Here is a 21,706-nt window from a genome sequence, read left to right as displayed (position 1 = left end):
GCCAGCGTTCGTCCTGAGCCAGGATCAAACTCTCCGTGAATGTTTACCCGTAATCGGGTCACACTCGCGTTGAGCGGGACAGTCAGGCCGGAATAAGGCCGACTGTCCACAGCGTCCTCGCTGTGTATGTTGCCTGCTGACCACGAGGGCCGGCAGGACTTTCAAAGGAACCCTGCCATCCGAAGATGGACGGGGTATCAACTAATCTGGCGTTGATTTTTGGCACGCTGTTGAGTTCTCAAGGAACGGACGCTTCCTTTGTACTCACCCTCTCGGGCTTTCCTCCGGGCTTCCCTTCGGTCTTGCGTTTCCGACTCTATCAGATCTTTCCGATCCGATTTCCTCGGTGCTTTCCGGTCCCTTTCGCTTTCGCTCCGGGCCCTTCCGGCGGTTCCGACTCTATCAGATCCTTTCGGCGTCTGATTCCCAGTCAGCGGGGTTTGTCTTTCCGGCTGTTGGGCCGTTCCGACGTCTCAAACTCTAGCGGATTTCCCCGGCGACTCATAATCGAGCCATTCGAAATGAATTTCGGCATGCCGAAATTCGTCCCGGTGGGGAGATCGTACGGAGTAGAGGTGCCGCTATCAGCGGCGGAGTGGTTGCCGAAGAACCGTTCCGGCTCTGTGACAACTCGGAGAACACTACGCATCCGGCAGGGGTGTGTCAACCCCCTGCCGGTGAGGGCCCGAGGGCTCAGTCCAGGTCGGTCAGCCGGCCGCCGGCGTCCGGCTGCGTCAGCTCCACTCGGCGGAGGAGGCGGATGAGGACTTCGCCGAGGACGGCCTTCTCCTCGCCGGTGAGGTCCTGGAGCAGGTCCTCCTCGAAGGCCGTGGCCATGCGCATGGCCTCCAGCCACTTCGAGCGGCCCTCGTCGGTCAGCTCGACGATCACGCGGACGCGGTTGTTCTCGTCGCGGTCGCGGGTGACCAGGCCTTCGCCCGCCATCCGGTCGATGCGGTGGGTCATCGCGGCCGGGGTGAGGCCCAGTCGCTTGGCCAGCTCGCCGGGGCCGAGCCGATAGGGCTCGCCAGCCAGGACCAGGGTCTTGAGGACCTCCCACTCCGCATTACTGATGCCGAGGTCGACGAGCTGGCGTCCGTACGCCACGTTCATCCGCCGGTTCAGCCGGCCGAGGGCGGAGACGACCTTCTCCACCTGGGGGTCGAGGTCGCGGAACTCGCGCTGGTAGGCGGCGATCTGCTCGTCGAGGCTCGGCTCCTGGAGGGCCTGCGGGCCGGACCGCTCGGGGTTGTCGGACATGCAGGCGAGTATCCCACGGGCCCCGTTGGCATTGAAGTCCTTCGGTGTGTACTGTTAAGGGTCGAACTTTAGTGTTGAAGTCTTCAAGGTTCAGGGGTACACCTCTGAACCTGCGACCGAAGTGGGTGAGTGTGACCAAGGCGAGGGGCGCAGCGATGCGCCGTATCCAGGCAGGCAGCGCGCTGAGCGCGTTCGGACTCGGCTTCACCGTGCCGTACCTCTATGTGTACGTGGCGCAGGTGCGGGATCTGGGCGCCGCGACGGCGGGCATCGTCCTGGCCGTCTTCGCCATGGCCGCCCTCGTGGTGCTGCCCTTCAGCGGGCGGACCATCGACCGGCGCGGGCCCGTGCCGGTGCTGCTGGTGGCCTCGGTGGTCGCCGCCGTCGGCGCGGTCGCGATGGGCTTCGCGTCCAGCGTGCCCGCGGCCGTGGGTGCGGCGGCGCTGCTCGGTGCCGGTACGGCCGTGCTCCAGCCGGCCCTCGCCACGATGATCGTCTGGTGCTCGACGCCCGTCGGCCGCACCCGGGCGTTCGCCATGCAGTTCTTCCTGCAGAACCTGGGTCTCGGTGTCGGTGGTCTGATCGGCGGTCTGCTGGTCGACACGAGCCGGCCGGGCAGCTTCATCCTGCTGTTCTCGATCGAGGCGGCGATGTTCCTGGTCCTGGCGGCGATCGTCGGGACCGTGCGGATGCCCGGGTCCCCCGCGCTCCAGGGCGCCCGTCCCGCCGAGGGCGGCAAGGGCGGCGGCGTCCGCGCGCTGCTCCAGCACAAGGCGATGGTGCAGCTCTGCGTCCTCGGCTTCGTCCTCTTCTTCGCCTGTTACGGACAGTTCGAGTCGGGTCTCGCCGCTTACGGCACCGAGGCCGCCGGTATCCAGCCGTCGACGCTCGGTATCGCGCTCGCCGCCAACACCGCGGTGATCGTCGCCGCCCAGTTCCTGGTGCTGAAGTTCGTCGAGCGCCGGAAGCGGAGCCGGGTGATCGCGGCCGTCGGTCTGATCTGGACCGTGGCCTGGCTGATCGCCGGGTACGCGGGTCTCGGGCACGGCAGCCAGGCCATGGCGACGGCGGCCTTCGTCTCCACGTACGCCCTCTTCGGGCTCGGTGAGGCGATGCTGTCGCCGACCGTCGCGCCGCTGGTGGCCGATCTGGCGCCGGAGGCGATGGTCGGGCAGTACAACTCGGCGTTCGCACTGGTCAAGCAGCTGGCACTGGCCGTCGGTCCGGCCGTGGGCGGGCCCATGGGGGCCGCGCTGCACGGTCCGTACATCGTGACCTTCGTGCTCTTCTCGCTCGGCATCACGTTCCTCGCCGTGCGGCTCGGCAAGCAGCTGACCCCGGAGCAGAACCAGCCCTCGCTGGCCCTCAAGGCATCGAAGGTGGTCGCCCGGCACGAGCCGGTCCGCGAGAGCGAGACCGCGTCCGCCTAGACCGGCTGGTCCGGCAGGGCGAACTCGCACCAGACCGCTTTGCCGCCGCCCGGTGTGCGGCGGCTCCCCCAGGACGAGGCGATCGTCGCGATGATCGAGATCCCGCGACCCGCCTCGTCCTCCGTTTCCGCCCTGCGGCGGCGCGGCAGATGGTCGTCGCCGTCCGTCACCTCGATGATCAGGCGGCGGTCGGTGCGGCGCAGGCGCAGCCGCATCGGCGGGGTGCCGTGCTGGAGCGAGTTCGCCACCAGCTCGCTGGTGGCGAGGACGCCCAGGTCACGCAGTTCCACGGGGAAGCGCCAGGACGACAGGACCCCGGAGGCGAAGGCACGCGCGCGTGGCGCGGCCTCGACCCCGCCGAGGAGTTCCAGAGCTGCGTTGTGGAAGAGCTCCGCGTCCGCTCCCTCGCGGGAGGGGTGCTGGACCACCAGGACGGCCACGTCGTCGTCGTGCTCGGCGGTGACGCCCAGGGAGCGGAGCAGCCGGTCGCAGACCACCTGCGGGGTGCCGCTGGCGCCCGAGAGGGCGCGGGCGAGCGCGGCGACGCCCTCGTCGATGTCCTCGCGGCGCCGCTCCACCAGGCCGTCGGTGTAGAGGACGGCGGTCGAGCCGGGCGGCAGGGCGATCGAGCCCGAGGTGTGCAGCCAGCCACCGGTGCCGAGCGGCGGGCCGGTCGGGTCCTCGGCGCGGCGGACGCTGCCGTCCTCGTCCCGTACGAGGATCGGGAGGTGGCCGGCGGAGGCGTAGACCAGCTTTCCCTCGTTGGGGTCGTGGATCGCGTACACACAGGTGGCGATCTGGCTGGCGTCGATCTCGGCGGCCAGGCCGTCGAGGAGCTGGAGCACCTCGTGCGGGGGCAGGTCCAGGCGCGCGTAGGCCCGGACGGCGGTGCGGAGCTGGCCCATGACGGCGGCGGCGCGCACCCCCCGGCCCATCACGTCCCCGATGACGAGCGCGGTGCGTCCGGCGCCGAGGGTGATCACGTCGTACCAGTCGCCGCCGACGGCCGCGTCGGTGCCGCCGGGCTGGTAGGTGGCGGCGATCCGGAGGTCGTCGGGCTGTTCGAGTTCCTGCGGGAGCAGGGAGCGCTGGAGGGTGACCGCGGTCTCGCGGTGGCGGCGCTCGCTGGTCCGCAGGCGCTCGGCGGCCTCGGCGTGGTCGGTGACGTCGGCGGCGTGGACGAGGACCCCGCCGCCGTCGAGGTGGGGGCTGTCCACGGGCAGGCAGGTGACCGTGTACGAGCCGCCTTCCTGGGTGCGGCGGGACTTCACCGTGCGGGGCTTGCCGCTGCGCAGCACCTGGTCCATGAGGGGCAGCAGGCCGAGCTCCTCCGCCTCGGGGCAGGTGTCGGCGACGACGGCGCCCGCGGGACGCGGGCCGAAGGCCGCGGCGTAGGCGTCGTTCACGTACGCGATGCGGTGCTCCCGGCCGTACACCAGGGCGACCAGGCCGGGGAGGCGGCCGAGCAGCTCCCGTACGGAGAAGTCCTCCAGGGCGGGGACGCCGACGGCCCCTTCGGGGTCGGCGGCCTCGCCCGGCTCGGCGGCCCCGCCGGTCCCGGACGCGTCGGCGGCGTCGCTGATGAGTCGCCCCAGCTGCCGCGCGTACTCACCGCGGGCGGCGGGCACGGAGCCTTCGGTCGCCCGCGCCGCGCGGCGCTGTGTGCCGGGGAGCCGGGCGCTCCAACGGGTGAAGTTCACGGATCTCTATGCCTCGTGGTGTCGGTGCCGTGCAGAGTCACGCTGTGCAGGTGTGAGCCCACCTATGGTCACACGTCCAGTGTGGACGAGTGCACTGACAGTGATGTCAGGACGACGGCTTGTCGCCGGGGTCGGGTGGTGGTGATGCGGCGAGTTCGAATTCGGCGCGGGGGTGTTCCAGCGAGCCGAGGGAGACGATCTCCCGTTTGAACAGGCCGGACAGGGTCCATTCGGCGAGCACCCGGGCCTTGCGGTTGAAGGTGGGCACCCGGCTGAGGTGATAGACGCGGTGCATGAGCCAGGCCGGGTATCCCTTGAGTTTCCGTCCGTAGACGTGGGCGACGCCCTTGTGCAGGCCGAGGGAGGCGACGGAGCCGGCGTACGCGTGCGCGTACTCCTTGACCGGGCGGCCGCTCAGCGAGGCGGCGACGTTCTCGGCGAGGACCTTGGCCTGGCGGACGGCGTGCTGGGCGTTGGGGGCGCATTCCTTGCCGGGCTCGTCCGAGGTCACGTCGGGGACGGCGGCGGCGTCGCCCGCCGCCCAGGCGTGCTCGACGCCCTCGACGGAGAGCCGGGCGGTGCAGCGGAGCCGGCCGCGCTCGTTCAGCGGGAGGTCGGTCGCGGCGAGGACGGGGGCGGGCCTGACACCGGCGGTCCACACGACGGTACGGGTGGGCAGGCGGGTGCCGTCGCTGAGGACGGCGACCCGGTCCTCGCAGGATTCGAGGCGGGTCTCCAGGCGTACGTCGATGTTGCGGCCGCGCAGCTCGCGCACGGCGTACCGGCCCATCTCCTCGCCCACCTCGGGAAGGATGCGGTCCGAGGCCTCGACGAGGATCCATCGCAGGTCCTCGGGCTTGACGTTGTGGTGGTACCGCGCCGTGTTGCGGGCCATGTCCTCCAGCTCGGCGAGCGCCTCCACCCCCGCGTACCCCCCGCCGACGAAGACGAAGGTGAGGGCGGCGTCGCGGAGCGCGGGGTCCCGGGTCGAGGAGGCGATGTCCATCTGTTCGATGACGTGGTTGCGCAGCCCGATGGCCTCCTCGACGGTCTTGAACCCGATGCCGTGGTCGAGGAGGCCGGGGACCGGGAGGGTGCGGGAGACCGAGCCGGGCGCGAGGACCAGCTCGTCGTACGCGAGGTCGACGGTGCCGGTGCCCTCCTCGGCGCTCGCGAGGGTGGTGAGGGTCGCGGTCCGCTTGGCGTGGTCGATGGACAGGACCTCGCCGATGACGATGCGGCAGCGGTCCAGGACCCGGCGGAGCGGCACCACGACATGGCGCGGGGAGATCGAGCCGGCCGCTGCCTCGGGCAGGAACGGCTGGTACGTCATGTACGGCTCGGGGGTGACCACGACGATCTCGACGGCGGCGGCTCTGAGCTCGGCCCTGAGCTGCCGCTGGAGGCGCAGCGCGGTGTACATGCCGACGTAGCCACCGCCGACCACGAGAATGCGCGCAGGTTCGGTCACTGTCCCATGACGCACCGCCGTCCGTTGTTTGTCCACAGGCTCGGCAAATTGTGTGACCGGAGAGGTACGGAGGCGTGGGGTGGCGCATGAACCGGGTGCGGACACAACCTCGCAGGTCACAGAGGGTGCGGTGGTCCGGGTGGGGGGTCGGAATCGGGAGTGATCCGGTCCTTGCTCCGATCGGGGGGCGCACCGTACGGAACTTCCCCTTCTGAATTGACTCCGACTCAACTATGTTCGTACTTCGTCGGGGTGTCGGATGGGAGCGCGTGGACCGCTGCGCTCGTCGGCCGGAAAACCCCGTTTTCAGGGCGGGGAGTCTCCGGGGGGAGACATCATGAGCGGGGGAACGCTTATGCAGATTCAGGATTCACGCTGGCAGTCGGGCGCCGGGACGGCGACCGTCGACGACGGGCTCCACGCGGGCACCGGCGGCGCCGAGGCGCGCAACGGCGCGGTGGTCGGCAGCCGGTCGGCGCCGCTGCGGGTGGACGCCCAGCGCAATCTGGAGCACGTCCTGCGCGCCGCCCGCGAGGTGTTCGGCGAGCTGGGCTACGGGGCTCCGATGGAGGACGTGGCGCGCCGCGCCCGTGTCGGCGTCGGCACCGTCTACCGGCGCTTCCCCAGCAAGGACGTGCTGGTGCGCCGGATAGCCGAGGAGGAGACCTCCCGGCTGACCGAGCAGGCACGGGCCGCGCTGGGCCAGGAGGACGAGCCGTGGTCGGCGCTCTCCCGGTTCCTGCGGACCTCGGTGGCCTCGGGCGCGGGACGTCTCCTGCCGCCGCAGGTGCTGCGGGTGCGGGTGGACGACGCCGTGGTGCCGCCCTTCGGTGAGGACCAGGACGACGCCGCGCGGGTTCCGTCCCAGCGGGGTCTCGCCGAGCAGGCCGACGCGCGCGTGGCCGCGCCGCGGGCCGTACCGGCCGAGGAGCGGGACGACGCGGGGGCCTCGGAGCTCCTGGAGGTCGTGGGCCGGCTCGTCGACCGGGCGCGTGAGGCGGGTGAGCTGCGGGCCGACGTGACCGTGGCGGACGTCCTCCTCGTCATCGCCACCGCCGCTCCGGCGCTGCCGGACGCGGTGCAGCAGGCGGCGGCCTCGACGCGACTCCTCGACATCCTTCTCGAGGGGCTGCGCTCCCGGTAGGCATCTGCGGCCCCGGCTTCCGCTCGGGGCCGCGGCTTCGGCCCGTGACCCCGGCTTCGCCCGGGGCCGCGCTCCCGTGGTCCGGGCGGACCAGCGAGCATGACACGAACGTGCGAGCGGTTACGCCCGGATACACGAAGTCGCCCCGGACGAGTGGTAAGTGCACGCGGCGCTTCGGCGTGCCCGCGCTCTGTGGCAGGCTTGGCCAGTGTTCGGGTCTGGGCGTGCGTACGGGGGCTTCCGCGATGAGCGGTGACGGGCGGAACGATCCGCTGGGCAGCGGCGGCGGCGCCGAGACCGGAGGCCTGCCCTCCGGGCAGGTGCCGAGCCAGGGCGGTCCGGGCGGTTCGCCCGGGCAGGCCGAGGCGCCCGATCCCAGCGTGCCCCCGCAGCGTGAGGGCAAGGCCGGCGGGTCGGCCGCCGGACGTGGGGCGGGATTCGGGGCCGACACCGCGTTCGGGAGCGAGAGCGCTTCCGGGGGCGATGCCTTCCCCGTGGACGCCGAGGGCGACGAGCCCGAGACCGTGCTTCCGCCGCCCGTCGAGCTGCCGCCCTCCGACTCCGAGCTCGTCCAGCTCATGCGGGACGGCGACGACTCCGCGTACGAGGAACTGTTCCGGCGCCACTCCGACGCCGTACGCCGGTACGCCAAGACCTGCTGCCGGGACGCGCACACCGCCGACGACCTGACCGCCGAGGTCTTCGCCCGCACCCTCCAGGCCGTCCGTGGCGGGGCCGGGCCCGAACAGGCCGTCCGCGCCTATCTGATGACCACCGTCCGGCGGGTCGCCGCGAACTGGGCCAGGACCCAGAAGCGGGAACACCTCGTCGAGGACTTCGCCGTGTTCGCCGCGGACGCCGCCCGCACCTCCGAGGTCTCCGACCAGACCCCGTCCTTCGGAGCCGGTCTCGACCTCGGCGCCGACGTCCTGGCCATGCACGAGGCCGAGCAGTCGCTCGCCATGCAGGCCTTCCGCTCCCTGCCCGAGCGCTGGCAGGCCGTGCTGTGGCACACCACGGTCGAGGAGGAGTCGCCCAGCGAGGTCGCCCCGCTCTTCGGCCTCACCGCCAACGCCACGGCCGTACTCGCCAGCCGGGCCCGCGAAGGCCTCAAGCAGGCCTACCTCCAGGCCCATGTCAGCCAGTCCCTGACCGCCGGCGGCGACTGCGCCCGGTACGCGGACCGGCTCGGCGCCTACTCCCGCGGCGGCCTGCGGATGCGGGCCGAGCGCGGCCTGCGCAAGCACCTGGACGAATGCGCCAAGTGCCGGCTCGCCGCCGGTGAGCTGGCCCATGTCAACGCCGGCATCCCCGCGCTGCTGCCGGTCGCCGTCATCGGCTGGTTCGCCGCCGGATACTCCCTCAAGGCGGCCGGTGTCGTCGCCGGTGGGACCGTCGCCGCGGCCGGTGCGGGCGCGGCGGCAGCCGCCACCGGCTCCTCCGGGGGCGCCGCGTCGGGCGGCGCCGCCGTCGAAGGGCTCGGGGTGCCCGCGAAGGCCGGCATCGCGGCGGCCATGGCGGTCGCCGCCGCCACCGGGCTCGTCTGGGCCATGGCCGGCGACCCGCAGCCCGTCGCCGCGCCCCGGCCGACCCAGCCGGTCGTCGCCCCCGTCGCACCGGCGGAGCCCCCGCCGCCGCCGAAGGCCTCGCCCAAGCCCGTACCGCCGCCCCCGCCCGCGCCGTCGGAGCCGTCAGCTCCCACGCCGACGCCGAGCCCGGAGAAGCCGTCCCCGAAGCCGACGCCGACCCCGCCCAAGCCGACACCGCCGCCCAGCCCCACGCCGACGCCTCCGCCCGAGCCGAAGCCGACGCCGCCGACCCCCACGCCGACCGCCACGCCGACTCCCGAGAAGCCCTCGCCGAAGCCGACACCGCCGCCGCCCGCGCCGCCGAGCGTCTACCGGGTCAACGAGCTGGAGTACGGGATCTTCGGCGACGGCACCAAGCCGGAGGTCGACCTCTCCGACAGCAGCTGGATGTGGCAGCGCAGCGGACTCTCCATCGGCGACACCCCGTACGCGCACGGGGTCAGCGTCCACGCGCCGTCGTCCCTGCTCATCAACCTCAACCGGCAGTGCACGAACTATGACGCGGTCGTCGGCGTCGACGACCTGAGCGCCCCGCTCGGCGTCGGCGGCGTCCGCTTCTCCGTGTACGGGGACGACGAGCGGCTCTGGCGCTCCGCCGTGGTCCGGCCCGGCGACCCGCCCCTCCCCGTGCACGTCGACATCTCCGGCCGCAGCACGATCCGGCTCGTGGTCGAGGAACACACGCCGTTCGGGCGGGCCGCGGTCGCCGACTGGGCGGAGTCCCGGATCAGCTGCTCCTGAGGGAGTGCCCGCCGGGGGCCGGGGCCGGGTCCGTCGTGGTGACGGCGCCGGGGTCCGGCCCGGCAGCCCCGGGCTCCGGACTCGCCGTCGCTGTCGGCTTCGGTGTCGCTGGCGCCGTCTCCGTCGCCGTGGGTACGGTCGCCTCCGCCAGGGCCAGTACATCGTCGATCCCGAGTCCCCTCCCCGCCGCCTGCTCGGCTGCCACGCCCGGTGCGCCGAGTTCCGCGAGTGCCCGGGACGCCACCTCCTCGGCGTCCCGGATGCCCGGCACCGAGCGCGGCACCCGGCCCGGCCAGTCTTCGACGGCCGCCATGATCCGTACCGCCGGGGCCGGTTCGCCCGCCTCCGACAGGACGACCGCGAGGCCCTCCGCCAGGCTCGTGGTGATGAAGTCCGCGCACTGCGCGTCCCGCGCGGTGCGCAGCGCGGACGCGGCCGTCGCGACGGCCTCGGCGCCCCGGCCCTCCTGAGACTCCACGCGCGCGATCAGCCCGACCGTCACCGCCGCGAAGTGCGGCGGGGGCGCGCCGGTGGCGACCGTGGTGCCCGCCTTCTCCAACTGGGCGCGGGCCTCGGCCGTCTCACCCCGGTACAGGGCGAGGCAGGCGCGCAGGAAGCAGACGTACACGCTGCTGTCGCGTACGTGGTAGCGCTCCGCCTCCCATGCGGCCTCGTCGATCCCCTTCTCGGCGGCCTCCATGTCGCCCGCGCGGAAGGAGAGTTCGGCCAGGCGGGCGACGAGGAACGGGGACTCCGCGTGCGCGCCGACCTCGCGGGCCAGGGCGAGGGCCTCCTCGTACGCCGCTCCGGCCTCCTCCCGTCGGCCGCGCATCATATGGGCCTCGGCCGCCGCGCTCGCGATCTGCGCGCCCATCCAGCGGTCGCCCACGCGCCGGGCGAGGACGCGGAGTTCGGCCAGGTCCTCGTCGATGCCGGGCAGGCCGCCGGGCATGTCGACGACCATGTGCGTACGGAACATCAGGCTGACGCCGATCTCCCAGTCGCCGCCGTACCGCCGGCAGTTCGCGACGGCGACGTCGAGGAGTGCCCGGACCACGGCCGGCTCCTCGGTGAGGTACGAGGTGAACGGCCACAGCAGGCCGGGGAAGCCGGCGGCCTCGGGGCCCGGGTCCGTGCCGAACGCCTCCCGTACGCGCCGCACGAGCGCGATCGTCTCCGGCTGCTGGAAGTCGGTCATCGTGTGGCTCTCGACGGAGAGGAAGAACTGCAGCATGCGCAGGCGCATCCGCGGCCAGTAGCGGGGGTCCCCGGAGTCCTCCGGGTCCTCGCCGAGCGCCACCGCGCGCTCGGCCCAGGCCAGGCCCTCGGGGCGGTAGTTGCGCAGCCACCAGAACCAGCCCATGGCGAAGACCAGCCGGTGGGCGCCGGGCTCGTCGGGGTCCGTGACGAGGGTGCGGTGCAGGGCGGCGCGGATGTTGTCGAGGTCGCGCTCGATCCGGTCGATCCACGGCAGCTGGTCCGCGGAACGGAGCCGCGGCTCCGCGGCCTCCGCGAGGGCCGTGAAGTGGGCGGTGTGGACGGCTTCGGCGGAGGCCAGCGTCGCCGGGGTCTCGGCGGCGCGCTCGACCGCGTACTCGTGGATCGTCTCAAGGAGCCGGAAGCGCATCTCCCCGTCCTCGGTGGGGGTGGCGACCACGAGGGACTTGTCGACGAGGGCGCCGAGGGATTCGGCGGCGCGCGGGGAGAGCGCCTCGGCCGCGGCGAGGTCCCAGCCTCCGGCGAAGACCGAGACCTGGCGGAGCAGGGTGCGCTCGTCGGGGTCGAGCAGGTCCCAGGACCAGTCGACGACCGCGCGCAGGGTCTGCTGGCGGGGCAGGACCGTACGGGAGCCGGAGGTGAGGAGACGGAAGCGGTCGTCGAGGCGGTCGGCGATCTGGCGCGGGGTGAGCAGGCGCAGCCGGGCAGCGGCCAGTTCGATCGCCAGCGGCAGGCCGTCGAGGCGGCGGCAGATCTCGTCGACGGCCTCCCCGCCGTCCCGGGCGAGGTCGAAGGAGGGGCGTACGGCGCGGGCGCGCTCGACGAACAGGCGGTGCGCGGGGTCGGGTGGCAGGGGTTCGACGGGGCGGACCGACTCGCCGGGGACGCCGAGGGGTTCGCGGCTGGTGGCGAGGACGCGGAGCTGCGGGCAGTGGGTGAGCAGGGTCTCGGCGAGGGCGGCGGCGGCGTCGATCACGTGCTCGCAGTTGTCGAGGACGAGGAGGAACGGGCGGCGGGCGAGGTGCTCGACGAGGTGGGCGGTGGGGTCGCCCTGGGGAGGTGCGCCGTCGCGGGTGATCAGGGTGACCTCGCGGAGGCGGAGCGCGGAGAGGACGGCGCCGGGGAGGGCGTCGGGGTCGTCGAGCGGGGCGAGCTCGGCGATCCAGGCGGCCGGGCCCTCGGCGCGCAGCGCGGCCTCCTCCGCGAGCCGCGTCTTGCCGGAGCCGCCGGGGCCGGTGAGCGTGACGAGCCGGGAGCCGGTCAGGTCCGCGCGGAGCGCGGCGAGCTCGGGCTCGCGGCCGACGAAGGAGGTGAGACGGGGGCGGATGTTGCCGGGCTCGGGGGTGGGGGGCGCGGGCGGGGGCGCGGAGGGGGCCGCCTCGGGCGCGCGGGGCGGCGCGGGCGGGACCGGGGCCGTGCCCGTGAGGAGTTCGTGGTGGAGGGCGATGAGTTCGGGGCCCGGGTCGGTGCCGAGGGCGTCCGCGAGGATACGGCGGGCCGACTCGTACGCGGTGAGGGCGTCGGCGTGGCGGCCCTCGGCCCGCAGGGCCCGGATGAGGTGGGCGCGGAAGGCCTCGTCGTACGGGTGCGTGGTGGTCAGCTCGGTCAGTTCCGGTACGAGTCCGTCGGTGACCCCCCGGCGGAGATCGGCCTCGACGCGCTGCCGGAGCGCCGCGAGCCGCTGCGCCTCGGGCCGGACGCCCGCCGGGTCGGGCAGGTCGGCGAGGGCGGGTCCCCGGAAGAGGCCGAGGGCCTCGCGGAGGAGGGCGGCAGCGGTGTCGGGGTCGCCGGAGTCGAGGCGGGCGGCGCCGTCCCGGGCCTTGCGCTGGAAGACGTACAGGTCGATGTCGTCGGGACCGGCGGCGAGCCGGTAGCCGGGGCCGGGGGTGGAGGCGACGGCCTCCCTGCCGAGGATCCGGCGGAGGCGGCCGGCCAGGGCCTGGAGGGCGGCGGGGGCGTCCTGCGGCAAATCATCCCCGTACACGTCGTCGGCCAGCTCACCGACGGAGACGGCCCGTCCGCCGCGCAGCGCCAGCGCGGCGAGCAGCGCACGCAGCCGGGCACCGCCGAGACGAATCGGGGAGCCGTCGGGACGAAGGGCCTCGGTGGTCCCGAGGATGAGATACCGCACCGGCCCATTGTGTCGGGCGGTCGGGGCGCGCGCCTCGGGGTTTTCCCCGGTGGATCCCTGGGATCCGCTGTCGGCATGGCGGCGTTCCCTTGCCGCCCGGCGGCCTCAGGCCGGCAAGGAGCGCGACGCCGGGATCAGGGGGCCCTGGACCGCGCGGTGGGATCGGGGTTCCGTCGTGTTGGTCCAGCAGGAGCCGCGGCGGGACAGGAGGCGGCGGAGCCAGAGTTCGGTGGAGACGAGGTCGGCCAGGCCGTCCAGGGGGACGGGGGCGCCGTCGGCCGCCGTACGGAGGGCCTCACGGACGACCCGGGCCTCGATCAGGCCCGCGTCGGCGAGGAGCGGCGCGTCGAAGAGGGAGATCAGGTGCGGGAGCGCCGCGCGCAGGCCCGCGCGCGTGGCGGCGGCCGGGACCGCCGGGTGGGGGGCGCCCCAGCCCGGGGGCAGGTCGTGGACGCCCGCTCCCGCGAGGACCGTGCGGAGCACGCCCGCGCGTGCGTCCGGCTGGACCCGGAGCGATTCGGGCAGGTCCCGGCAGGCCCGTACGACCTGGTTGTCGAGGAAGGGGGCGTGCAGGCGCTGGCCTCGGATCTCGGCGGCCTGTTCCAGGACCCGGTGGTCGGCCGCCGCTCGGGAGAGGGCGGCACGCGCGCGTGCCTCGCCCGGGCGCTGGACGGAGGCCGGCAGGGTCGCCGCCCGGTTCAGGCGAACCGATACCTCGGCCAGCGCCTCCCCGGTCAGCCAGCGCGCCGCGGGACCCGGCCTCGACCAGGCGAGCGCGGACAGCGACGCCTCCAGGGGGCCGAAGCCGTCCGGTGCCGTCCGGTTCGCCTCCAGGACCCGCCGGGCCGCGGCCTCCAGGCCCGTCCGGTACGGGGTACGGGCCAGCTTCCGGGCCGCCCGGTACACGGTCAGCGGCACCAGGAGCGAGCCCGCCGACGGCCCCGCGGCCTTCGCGAGGGCCGTCACGGGCCGGACCAGGGAGCGGCGCCTGCGGTCCATCAGGAGGTCCGCGAGACGGGCCGGGTGCGCGTCGAGGACCTGCTTGGCGCCCATACCGGTGAAGTGGTCGGCGCTGCCGCCTGCGAGCCGCCGCCGGTGCCGCTCGGCGGTGACGAGCGCGGGCCCCGGCTCGTCGGTGAGCGGCCCGTCCAGGGCGGCGTACGGAAGCGCCTCCTCGCCCCCCGCGACGACCACGTGGTGCAGCCGCGGGTCGGCCGCGAGTTCCCCGGCCCGCTTCAGTTCCTCCGTGCGGCCCGAACCCGCGCGCGTGGCCAGGTCGTTGAAGGTGACGGCGAGCAGCCGCTCCCCCGCGCCGGTACCGTGCCCGGTGATCGTGCCCGGCACTCCGGGGAGCCCGGCCGCGAGCAGGGCGAGCGTGCCGGAGGCGCTGCCGCCGGACAGGTCGGCGCCGATGCCGGGCGTCGGGCCCGCACCCCGGGCCGCGCGCCGGTCGGCGGGCCCCATGCCCGGGACCGGGCCGGGGTCGGCCGGTGGGGTCTCGGGGGCGTGCCGGGGTGCGGTGAGCCGGGCCCGTACGGCTTCCACCAGGGCGTCCCTGACGCCTTCGACGGCCTGACGGGGGTCCGTCTGGGCCGCCGCGACGGCGAGCGAGGCGACCTGTTCGTACCCGGTGATCTCGCGCGAGCCCTCCCGCAGGATCAGGGCGTGTCCGGGCGGGACCCGCCTGACCCCTTCGTACGGGGTGGAGTCGCGCAGCGCCTCGGGGGTCTCCGGGCAGGCGAGGAGCGCGGCGAGGTGGCCGATGTCGAGTTGGGCCTCGACGAGGTCGGCGAGCGGCAGGGCGGCGGTGGCGTACGCGGTGCCGCCGGCCCACGGGGTGTGGAACACCGGCCGGGCGCCCGCGAGATCACCGGTGACGGTGACCCGGCGGCCGGCCTTGACGACCGCGGTGTAGCTGCCGGGCCAGGCGGTGAGGTGCCGCAACGCGCCCCCGCGCGCGGTGAGCAGGCCGATCCGCAGTTCCTCGTCGCTGGCGGCGCAGCAGCCGAGGACGGCGAGGCGGGTGTGGTCGTCGACGGCCACCACGCGCACCTCGTCGGGCCGCCAGTCGCCGACCGCCCACAGCGGATCGGGGTCGCCCCACAGGAGTTGTGCGCCCACCGGCTGCACCGTGCGCCCCTCGGTGGCGGCGGCCCGGCCGGAGCCGGTGGCCTGGGCGGAGCCGTAGCGGTCGCCTGGGCCGTAACCGTTCCCGTAACCGTTCTCGGTCCCGTAGCCGTTCCCGGAGCCGTATCCGTTCCCGTAGGCGCCGCTCACCGCGCCCGCGCGTGCCCCGGCCGTCGTGGCGGTGTTCGCGGCGACACTGCTCCAGCCCACCAGCCATCGCATCGGCGCCTCCACGTCCGTTTCGGTGGGAGACATGCTGCCACGACAACGGCGCACGGGGCGGAGTCCGGGTGCACGCGCGTGAAAGGCGAATGCGCCCCTGGCATGGGCCAGTTGGCCACAGGCGTCATTCGGCCAAATATCGCCCCTGCCCCGGGGGCGTGGACGGCGTCCGGGCAGCCGCCCGCGCGCGTAGCGCCGCTCACCCGTCCTCGGCTGGCCGGGAGGCGCTCGCGCCCCCCGGAGCCGTCCGCCGCCCGCGGGGAATGGGGCGGCGGTGTCCCCCGGCCCACTGGTCCGGGACACCTTCCCGGCCGATCGGGCCGACCCACGCGATACTCATGGAAGCGCTCCCCCGGCCGCCCCGGCGAGAGCGCACGGCCGGGCGCACGGCCACACGGCCGGAGCACGGGCCGGGCGGCCGGGACCGATCGTCGGTCGTTCACACAACAATCTCGCCATACGGAACACCGCCCCTTAACGGTAGGGATGCGGCGAACTACGCTGTGCTTACGAATGCCGCACGCCTATGCCCGGCGTCGTGGCGGCCGTCTGGGGTTGTCGAGGGGTGGCGTCATGTCCAGGGAGCAACGCGGGCCGAACGAAAAGCTCGGCACGGTTCTCGCCCTCGCGGGAATCAGCAACGCCGGGCTGGCCCGGCGCGTCAACGACCTCGGTGCGCAGCGGGGTCTGACGCTTCGTTACGACAAGACCTCGGTCGCCCGGTGGGTGGCCAAGGGCATGGTGCCGCAGGGCGCCGCACCGCATCTGATCGCCGCCGCGATCGGCCAGAAGCTCGGCCGGCCCGTGCCGCTGCACGAGATCGGTCTCGCGGACGCCGACCCGGCGCCCGAGGTGGGTCTCGCCTTCCCGCGTGACGTGGGCGAGGCGGTCCGCTCGGCGACCGATCTGTACCGGCTGGATCTCGCCGGCCGACGGGCCGGAGGCGGTGGCATCTGGCAGTCGCTCGCCGGGTCGTTCGCGGTGAGCGCCTACGCGACGCCCGCGTCCCGCTGGCTGATAACCCCCGCCGACCCCTCGGTCGAGCGCGAGGCCCCGCAGCCCGCGGGCGCCCCCGGCAGGGCCGCGGGCCCCACGGGCGCGGGGGCGGCGGCTGCCGCCGCGGAGCACGCGCGCGTGGGGCACAGCGATGTCGCCAAGCTCCGCGAGGCGGCCGAGGACGCGCGCCGCTGGGACTCCAAGTACGGCGGCGGGGACTGGCGTTCGTCGATGGTCCCCGAGTGCTTACGTGTGGACGCGGCCCCGCTGCTCCTCGGCTCGTACTCGGACGAGGTCGGCAGGGCCCTGTTCGGCGCGACCGCCGAGCTGACCCGGCTCGCCGGGTGGATGGCCTTCGACACCGGGCAGCAGGAGGCCGCCCAGCGCTACTACATCCAGGCGCTGCGGCTCGCCCGCGCCGCCGCCGACGTGCCCCTCGGCGGCTACGTCCTGGCGTCCATGTCCCTCCAGGCCACCTACCGGGGCTTCGCCGACGAGGGCGTCGACCTCGCCCAGGCGGCGCTGGAGCGGAACCGGGGGCTCGCCACCGCCCGCACCATGTCCTTCTTCCGGCTCGTCGAGGCACGCGCGCACGCGAAGGCCGGCGACGGGCCGGCCGCGGCGGCGGCGCTCAAGTCCGCCGAGGGCTGGCTGGAGCGTTCCCGGGTCGGCGACGGCGACCCGACCTGGCTGGGCTTCTACTCGTACGACCGGTTCTGCGCCGACGCCGCCGAGTGCTACCGCGATCTCAAGGCGCCCCGCGAGGTGCGCCGCTTCACCGAGCAGGCGCTCTCGCAGCCGACCGAGGAGTTCGTCCGCTCGCACGGGCTGCGGCTCGTGGTCTCCGCCGTCGCGGAGCTGGAGTCGGGCAACCTGGACGCGGCCTGCGCGGCCGGCACGCGTGCGGTGGAGGTGGCCGGGCGGATCTCGTCGGCGCGGACGACGGAGTACGTACGGGACCTGCTGCACCGGCTCGAACCGTACGGGGACGAGCCACGCGTGGTGGAGCTGCGGGAGCGGGCCAGACCGCTGCTCGTCGCCCCGGCGTGACACGCGTCCCACGGCGGGGGCGTTTAACGGCGTTGTCAGTGGGCCAGTGCACTATCAGGGGTGGGAGGTGGCTCTGGTGTTTGACTGTGACGTGCTGGTGATCGGCGGCGGGATCGTCGGTCTGTCGACGGCGTACGCGCTGACGCGCGCCGCTCCCGGCACCCGGGTCACGGTCCTGGAGAAGGAACACGCCCTCGCGCGCCACCAGACCGGGCGCAACAGCGGGGTGATCCACAGCGGGATCTACTACCGGCCGGGCTCGCTGAAGGCCCGGTTCGCCGTCGAGGGCGCGGCCGAAATGGTCAAGTTCTGCGCGGAGTGGGGTATCCCGTACGAGGTGACGGGAAAGCTCGTCGTCGCCACCGCGCGCGAGGAGCTGCCCCGGCTGCACGCGCTCGTGCAGCGCGGCAGGGAGAACGGCATCCCGGTGCGCGAGCTGGGCCCGGCGCAGATCAGCGAGTACGAGCCCCGGGTGCGCGGACTGGCCGCGATCCACGTCGGCACGACCGGCATCTGCGACTACGGGGCGGTGTCCGCCCGGCTCGCCGAGTCCTCCGGCGCCCGCATCCTGTACGGCGCGGAGGTGGTCCAGGTCGACCGGCGGCCGTGGGGCGTCGCCGTGCGCACGGCCGACGGCCGAGTGGTGCGCGCCCGGGTCCTGGTGAACTGCGCGGGGCTGCACTGCGACCGGATCGCCCGGCTCGCGGGCGACGACCCGGGCATGCGGATCGTCCCCTTCCGGGGGGAGTACTACGAGCTGGCCGACCCCTCCCTCGTACGGGGTCTGGTCTATCCGGTCCCGGACCCGGCGTTCCCCTTCCTCGGGGTGCACCTGACCCGGGGCATCGACGGCGGCGTCCACATCGGGCCGAACGCCGTCCCGGCGCTCGCCCGCGAGGGGTACGGCTGGTCGGTCGTCCGCCCGCGCGAGCTGGCCGGCACCCTGGCCTGGCCCGGCTCCTGGGCCATCGCCCGCGCGCACTGGCGGTACGGGGCGGGGGAACTGCGCCGGTCGGTGTCGAAGCGCGCCTTCACCGAGGCCGTACGGCGGCTCCTGCCGGTGGTGGAGGAGTCGGACCTGCGCCGCGCGGCACCGGGCGTACGGGCGCAGGCGGTGCTGCGGGACGGGACGCTCGTCGACGACTTCCTGATCCGCGAGGCGGCCCGCACGGTCCACGTGCTGAACGCGCCTTCGCCCGCGGCGACGGCGTCCCTGCCGATCGGCAGAGAGGTGGCGGGCCGGGCGCTGGCGCTGCTGTAGCCGCCTCCGCCGCCCCTCGGGCAGCCGTCTCCTCGGACGCGCACATGGCCGTGGGCGGTCGTAGAATCAGGGCATTGTGTCTGAGCAGCCAGAGAACACCCCGCAGCCCTCCGCCGCGCCCGCCGAAGCCGTACAGCCCGTCGCGCGGCGGGGCAGTCGGATGTTCGCCCCCGGCGAGGGCCCCCTGCCCGATCCCGCCGGGGCGCACCACGAGCGCCGCATCCGGAGCTTCCAGCCGCGCCGCAGCCGTGTCACCTACGGGCAGGCCGAGGCGATGCTCAAGCGGTGGCCCGACTGGGGCCTCGACATCGACGGCAAGCGGATCCTCGACCTCGGCGAGATGTTCGACGGTCTCCCGGTCGTCCTGGAGATCGGCTTCGGCATGGGCGAGGCGACCGCGCAGATGGCCGCCGCCGACCCCGGCACCGGCATCCTCGCCGTCGACGTCCACACCCCCGGCCAGGGCAATCTGCTCGGCCTCGCCGACCGCAACGGCCTGACGAACGTCCGGGTCGCCAACGGCGACGCGATCATCCTGCTCCGCGAGATGCTCGACAAGGACTCCCTCGACGGCTGCCGGGTCTACTTCCCGGACCCGTGGCCCAAGGCCCGCCACCACAAGCGGCGGCTGATCCAGCCCGAGTTCCTCGGCCTCCTCGCGACCCGGCTGAAGCCCGGCGGCGTGCTGCACTGCGCCACGGACTGGGAGGAGTACGCGGAGCGGATGCTGGAGGTGCTCTCCGCGCACCCGGACTTCGAGAACACCCAGGAAGACGGCGGTTACGCGCCCCGGCCCGACTTCCGTCCGGTCACCCGCTTCGAGGGACAGGGCCTGGACAAGGGCCATGTCGTGCACGACCTGCTCTTCCGGAGGAAGTGACCGGGGCGACGGGGCGGGGGCCCGGTCACGAACATGACCGGGTCCCGTAACTGCCTCGCCCGCTGTCGGTGCGGGTCGTTAGGGTCGCTCACGTGTCGAACCCCGCCCCCGGCGAAACCGCAGCCGGCCCCGAGGCCGCTCCCGTCCCCCACCGGGACACCGAGGAGCCGTCCTTCCCTGCCGTCGCCGACCGGTCCCAGTGGCGCTACCGGCCCCGCAGGGACTTCTGGCGCAGCCGGGTCCTCCGGGCCGTCACCCTCGTCGCCGTGCTCGCGATCTGCGCCCTGGTCATCCTGGCGCTGGTCCGCGAGCAGACCGGCACCGAGGGCTTCCTCGTCGGCCTGGGCCTCGCCGTGTTCCCCGTACCGCTGCTGATGGCCGCGTTCCGCTGGCTCGACCGGGTCGAGCCGGGGCCCTGGAAGAACCTGCTCTTCGCGTTCGCGTGGGGAGCCTTCGCCGCCGCGCTCGTCGCGATCCTGGCGAACTCCTTCGCCGTCCGCTGGATCGCGACGGCCACCGCCGACCCCGCTTCGGCGGACACCCTGGGCGCCACGGTGGTCGCGCCCGTGGTGGAGGAGAGTGCCAAGGCGGCGGCGGTCCTGCTGCTCTTCCTCTTCCGGCGGCGGCACTTCGGCGGCCTCGTCGACGGGGTCGTGATCGCCGGATTCACCGCGACCGGCTTCGCGTTCACCGAGAACATCCTGTACCTCGGCAACGCCTTCGGCGAGGACCAGGAGTTCGGCGCCTCCGGCCTCGGCTCGGTGACCGCCGCGACCTTCTTCGTACGGGTCGTGATGTCGCCGTTCGCGCACCCGCTCTTCACCGTGCTCACCGGCATCGGCTTCGGTCTCGCCGCTCTCGCACCGCGCGGCAAGCGGCTCCGCAAGGTGCTGCTGCCCATCGCCGGGCTGCTGCTCGCGATGGGGCTGCACGCCGCGTGGAACGGCTCGGCCACGTTCGGCGGCCCGCTGGCCTTCTACGCGGTGTACGGGGCGCTCATGGTCCCGGCCTTCGGCCTGCTGACCTGGCTCGCGGTGTGGAGCCGGCAGTGGGAGCTGCGCACGATATCCGGGGAGCTCCCGGCGTACGCGGCGGCCGGCTGGATCTCCCCCGCCGAGCCGCTCGCGCTCTCCTCGATGCGCGCCCGCCGGCTGGCCCGGGCCTTCGCCGCGCGCACGTACGGGCCGCCGGCCTCGCGGGCGGTCGGCGAGTACGAGTCCTTCGCGACGACCCTGGCGTTCCTGCGGAACCGGGCCCGGCGCGGCACGGCGGGCCCCGACTTCCCGGCCCGTGAGCAGGAGCTGCTGCACCATCTGTGGCAGCGCAGGGAGGTCGCGTCCCCCGCGCTCACGTACGCGGCGCGGGCGACGGGCCGGGCGTGGGCGCCGCCGCAGTACCTGGACTACGGCGGCTACAACCCGTACCGCAGCTAGCCGGACGAGCGCCCCCGGGCTGAGACCTCCGTCAGGCCGACGCCTCGGTCAGGAGGGTCAGCTCGGCCTCCGTGAGGGTGAGGCCGGCGGCGGCGACGAGCGCCGGGACCTGCTCGACCGTACGCGCCGAGGCGATCGGCGCGGCGACCGTCGGGCGGGCGGCGAGCCAGGCGAGGGCGACGGTGGCGAGTTCCGCGCCGTGCGCCTCGGCGACCGTGTCGAGCGCGGAGAGCACGGCCCGGCCCCGCTCGGTGTCCAGGTGCCCGCCGGCCCCGGCGGCGCGGACGCTGTCGACGGTGGTGCCGGGACGGTACTTGCCGGTGAGGAATCCGGCCGCGAGACCGTAGTACGGGACGGCGGAGAGCCCGGCCCGCTCGACGGTCTCCAGGAGCGGGCCCTCGTAGGTGTCGCGGGAGACCAGGTTGTAGTGCGGCTGGAGGGCCACGTAACGGGCCAGGCCCTCGGACTCGGCGAAGTCGAGGGAGGCGCGCAGCCGCTCCGGGGAGATGTTGGACGCGGCGACGGCGCGCACCTTGCCGTCCTTCACCAGCTGGTCGAGCGCGGTGACGATCTCCTCCACGGGCACCGACTCGTCGTCGAAGTGCGTGTAGTAGAGGTCGATGTGGTCGGTGCCGAGGCGGCGCAGCGACTCCTCCGCGCCGGCCTTGATGGTGGTGGCGGAGAGCCCCTTGAAGTGGGGGTGGGCGCCGACCTTGGTGGCGACGACGATGTCCTCGCGGTTGCCGCGGGAGGCGAGCCAGCGGCCGATGACGGTCTCGGACTCGCCGCCCTCGTTGCCCTCGGCCCAGGCGGAGTAGACGTCGGCCGAGTCGACGAAGTTGCCGCCCGCGGCGGCGTAGGCGTCGAGGACGGCGAAGGACTGCGCCTCGTCGGCGGTCCAGCCGAAGACGTTGCCGCCCAGGGCGAGGGGGAAGACGTGCAGGTCGGAGCTGCCCAGCGGGCGGAGAGCGGTCATGATCGGTCAACCTTCCGCGCCGCCGGGCGTATTCCGTAGGGGCTCCGGGGCGCCTTCCGTAGGGGATGCGCCCGGGC

Annotated in this window: 13 protein-coding genes; 7 read left to right on the top strand and 6 right to left on the bottom strand. The window is 74.0% G+C overall.

Annotation, left to right across the window (positions count from 1 at the left end; all coding sequences use genetic code 11):
- Positions 1–693 precede the first annotated feature (693 nt).
- Entirely contained in the window at positions 694–1,260 is a 567-nt protein-coding gene (locus tag ABT154_RS02925; protein ID WP_351851972.1) for a MarR family winged helix-turn-helix transcriptional regulator, read from the bottom strand.
- A gap of 155 nt (positions 1,261–1,415) precedes the next feature.
- Between ABT154_RS02925 and ABT154_RS02920 the strand changes: the two genes are divergently transcribed.
- Positions 1,416–2,690, top strand: a complete 1,275-nt coding sequence (locus ABT154_RS02920; RefSeq protein ID WP_351851969.1) for an MFS transporter — start codon at positions 1,416–1,418, stop codon at positions 2,688–2,690.
- Here the strand turns inward: ABT154_RS02920 and ABT154_RS02915 are convergent.
- Both ABT154_RS02915 and ABT154_RS02910 read right to left on the bottom strand, forming a co-directional pair.
- A complete protein-coding gene (locus tag ABT154_RS02915) occupies positions 2,687–4,390 on the bottom strand; it encodes an ATP-binding SpoIIE family protein phosphatase (RefSeq protein WP_351851966.1) in 1,704 nt (567 codons plus the stop codon). The genes ABT154_RS02920 and ABT154_RS02915 overlap by 4 nt on opposite strands.
- A 106-nt stretch (positions 4,391–4,496) precedes the next feature.
- Positions 4,497–5,861: an NAD(P)/FAD-dependent oxidoreductase gene (locus ABT154_RS02910; protein WP_351851964.1), complete on the bottom strand. Its 1,365-nt coding sequence runs from the start codon at positions 5,859–5,861 to the stop codon at positions 4,497–4,499.
- A 355-nt stretch (positions 5,862–6,216) separates the two neighbouring features.
- Here ABT154_RS02910 and ABT154_RS02905 point away from each other — a divergent pair, with 355 nt between their 5' ends.
- The gene (locus ABT154_RS02905; RefSeq protein ID WP_351851961.1) at positions 6,217–7,005 is read left to right on the top strand and encodes a TetR/AcrR family transcriptional regulator; all 789 of its coding nucleotides are present in this window, start codon (positions 6,217–6,219) and stop codon (positions 7,003–7,005) included.
- A gap of 245 nt (positions 7,006–7,250) precedes the next feature.
- Entirely contained in the window at positions 7,251–9,335 is a 2,085-nt protein-coding gene (locus tag ABT154_RS02900) for a sigma-70 family RNA polymerase sigma factor (RefSeq protein WP_351851958.1), read from the top strand.
- Here ABT154_RS02900 and ABT154_RS02895 read toward each other — a convergent pair.
- Together ABT154_RS02895 and ABT154_RS02890 are read right to left on the bottom strand one after the other, a co-directional pair.
- A complete protein-coding gene (locus ABT154_RS02895) occupies positions 9,322–12,684 on the bottom strand; it encodes a BTAD domain-containing putative transcriptional regulator (protein WP_351851955.1) in 3,363 nt (1,120 codons plus the stop codon). The two genes, ABT154_RS02900 and ABT154_RS02895, sit on opposite strands and share 14 nt — an antisense overlap.
- Positions 12,685–12,789: 105 nt before the next feature.
- Positions 12,790–15,033 (bottom strand): asparagine synthase-related protein, encoded by a 2,244-nt coding sequence (locus tag ABT154_RS02890; RefSeq protein WP_351852057.1) that lies wholly within the window; start codon positions 15,031–15,033, stop codon positions 12,790–12,792.
- A 573-nt stretch (positions 15,034–15,606) separates the two neighbouring features.
- Between ABT154_RS02890 and ABT154_RS02885 the strand changes: the two genes are divergently transcribed.
- The 4 genes from ABT154_RS02885 (at position 15,607) to ABT154_RS02870 (ending at position 20,653) form a co-directional block, all read left to right on the top strand.
- Positions 15,607–17,079, top strand: coding sequence for an NsdA family TPR-like regulatory protein (locus ABT154_RS02885; protein WP_351851952.1), 1,473 nt, complete (start codon positions 15,607–15,609; stop codon positions 17,077–17,079).
- A 76-nt stretch (positions 17,080–17,155) separates the two neighbouring features.
- Positions 17,156–18,340 (top strand): L-2-hydroxyglutarate dehydrogenase, encoded by a 1,185-nt coding sequence (gene lhgD / locus ABT154_RS02880; RefSeq protein WP_056564686.1) that lies wholly within the window; start codon positions 17,156–17,158, stop codon positions 18,338–18,340.
- Between the two features lie 76 nt (positions 18,341–18,416).
- On the top strand, positions 18,417–19,220 hold the full coding sequence (gene trmB / locus ABT154_RS02875; RefSeq protein WP_502969422.1) for a tRNA (guanosine(46)-N7)-methyltransferase TrmB: 804 nt from the start codon (positions 18,417–18,419) through the stop codon (positions 19,218–19,220).
- 92 nt (positions 19,221–19,312) lie between these two features.
- On the top strand, positions 19,313–20,653 hold the full coding sequence (locus tag ABT154_RS02870; protein WP_351851949.1) for a PrsW family intramembrane metalloprotease: 1,341 nt from the start codon (positions 19,313–19,315) through the stop codon (positions 20,651–20,653).
- A 31-nt stretch (positions 20,654–20,684) separates the two neighbouring features.
- Here the strand turns inward: ABT154_RS02870 and ABT154_RS02865 are convergent, their stop codons facing one another.
- Positions 20,685–21,629 (bottom strand): aldo/keto reductase, encoded by a 945-nt coding sequence (locus tag ABT154_RS02865; RefSeq protein ID WP_351851946.1) that lies wholly within the window; start codon positions 21,627–21,629, stop codon positions 20,685–20,687.
- Between the last annotated feature and the right edge of the window lie 77 nt (positions 21,630–21,706).

It is taken from the genome of Streptomyces sp. NPDC001728 (assembly GCF_040297565.1).
In the GTDB taxonomy this organism is placed as follows: Bacteria; Actinomycetota; Actinomycetes; order Streptomycetales; family Streptomycetaceae; genus Streptomyces.
This window is presented reverse-complemented; position numbering and strand designations above follow the sequence as displayed.

What these genes read in the sequence shown, in the direction of transcription:
- ABT154_RS02905 (WP_351851961.1), top strand. Translation starts at nt 6,217, where the DNA reads ATGCAGATTCAGGATTCACGCTGGCAGTCGGGCGCCGGGACGGCGACC.
- ABT154_RS02920 (WP_351851969.1), top strand. Translation starts at nt 1,416, where the DNA reads ATGCGCCGTATCCAGGCAGGCAGCGCGCTGAGCGCGTTCGGACTCGGC.
- ABT154_RS02865 (WP_351851946.1), bottom strand. Translation starts at nt 21,629, where the DNA reads ATGACCGCTCTCCGCCCGCTGGGCAGCTCCGACCTGCACGTCTTCCCC.
- ABT154_RS02890 (WP_351852057.1), bottom strand. Translation starts at nt 15,033, where the DNA reads ATGCGATGGCTGGTGGGCTGGAGCAGTGTCGCCGCGAACACCGCCACG.
- ABT154_RS02885 (WP_351851952.1), top strand. Translation starts at nt 15,607, where the DNA reads ATGTCCAGGGAGCAACGCGGGCCGAACGAAAAGCTCGGCACGGTTCTC.
- ABT154_RS02925 (WP_351851972.1), bottom strand. Translation starts at nt 1,260, where the DNA reads ATGTCCGACAACCCCGAGCGGTCCGGCCCGCAGGCCCTCCAGGAGCCG.
- ABT154_RS02900 (WP_351851958.1), top strand. Translation starts at nt 7,251, where the DNA reads ATGAGCGGTGACGGGCGGAACGATCCGCTGGGCAGCGGCGGCGGCGCC.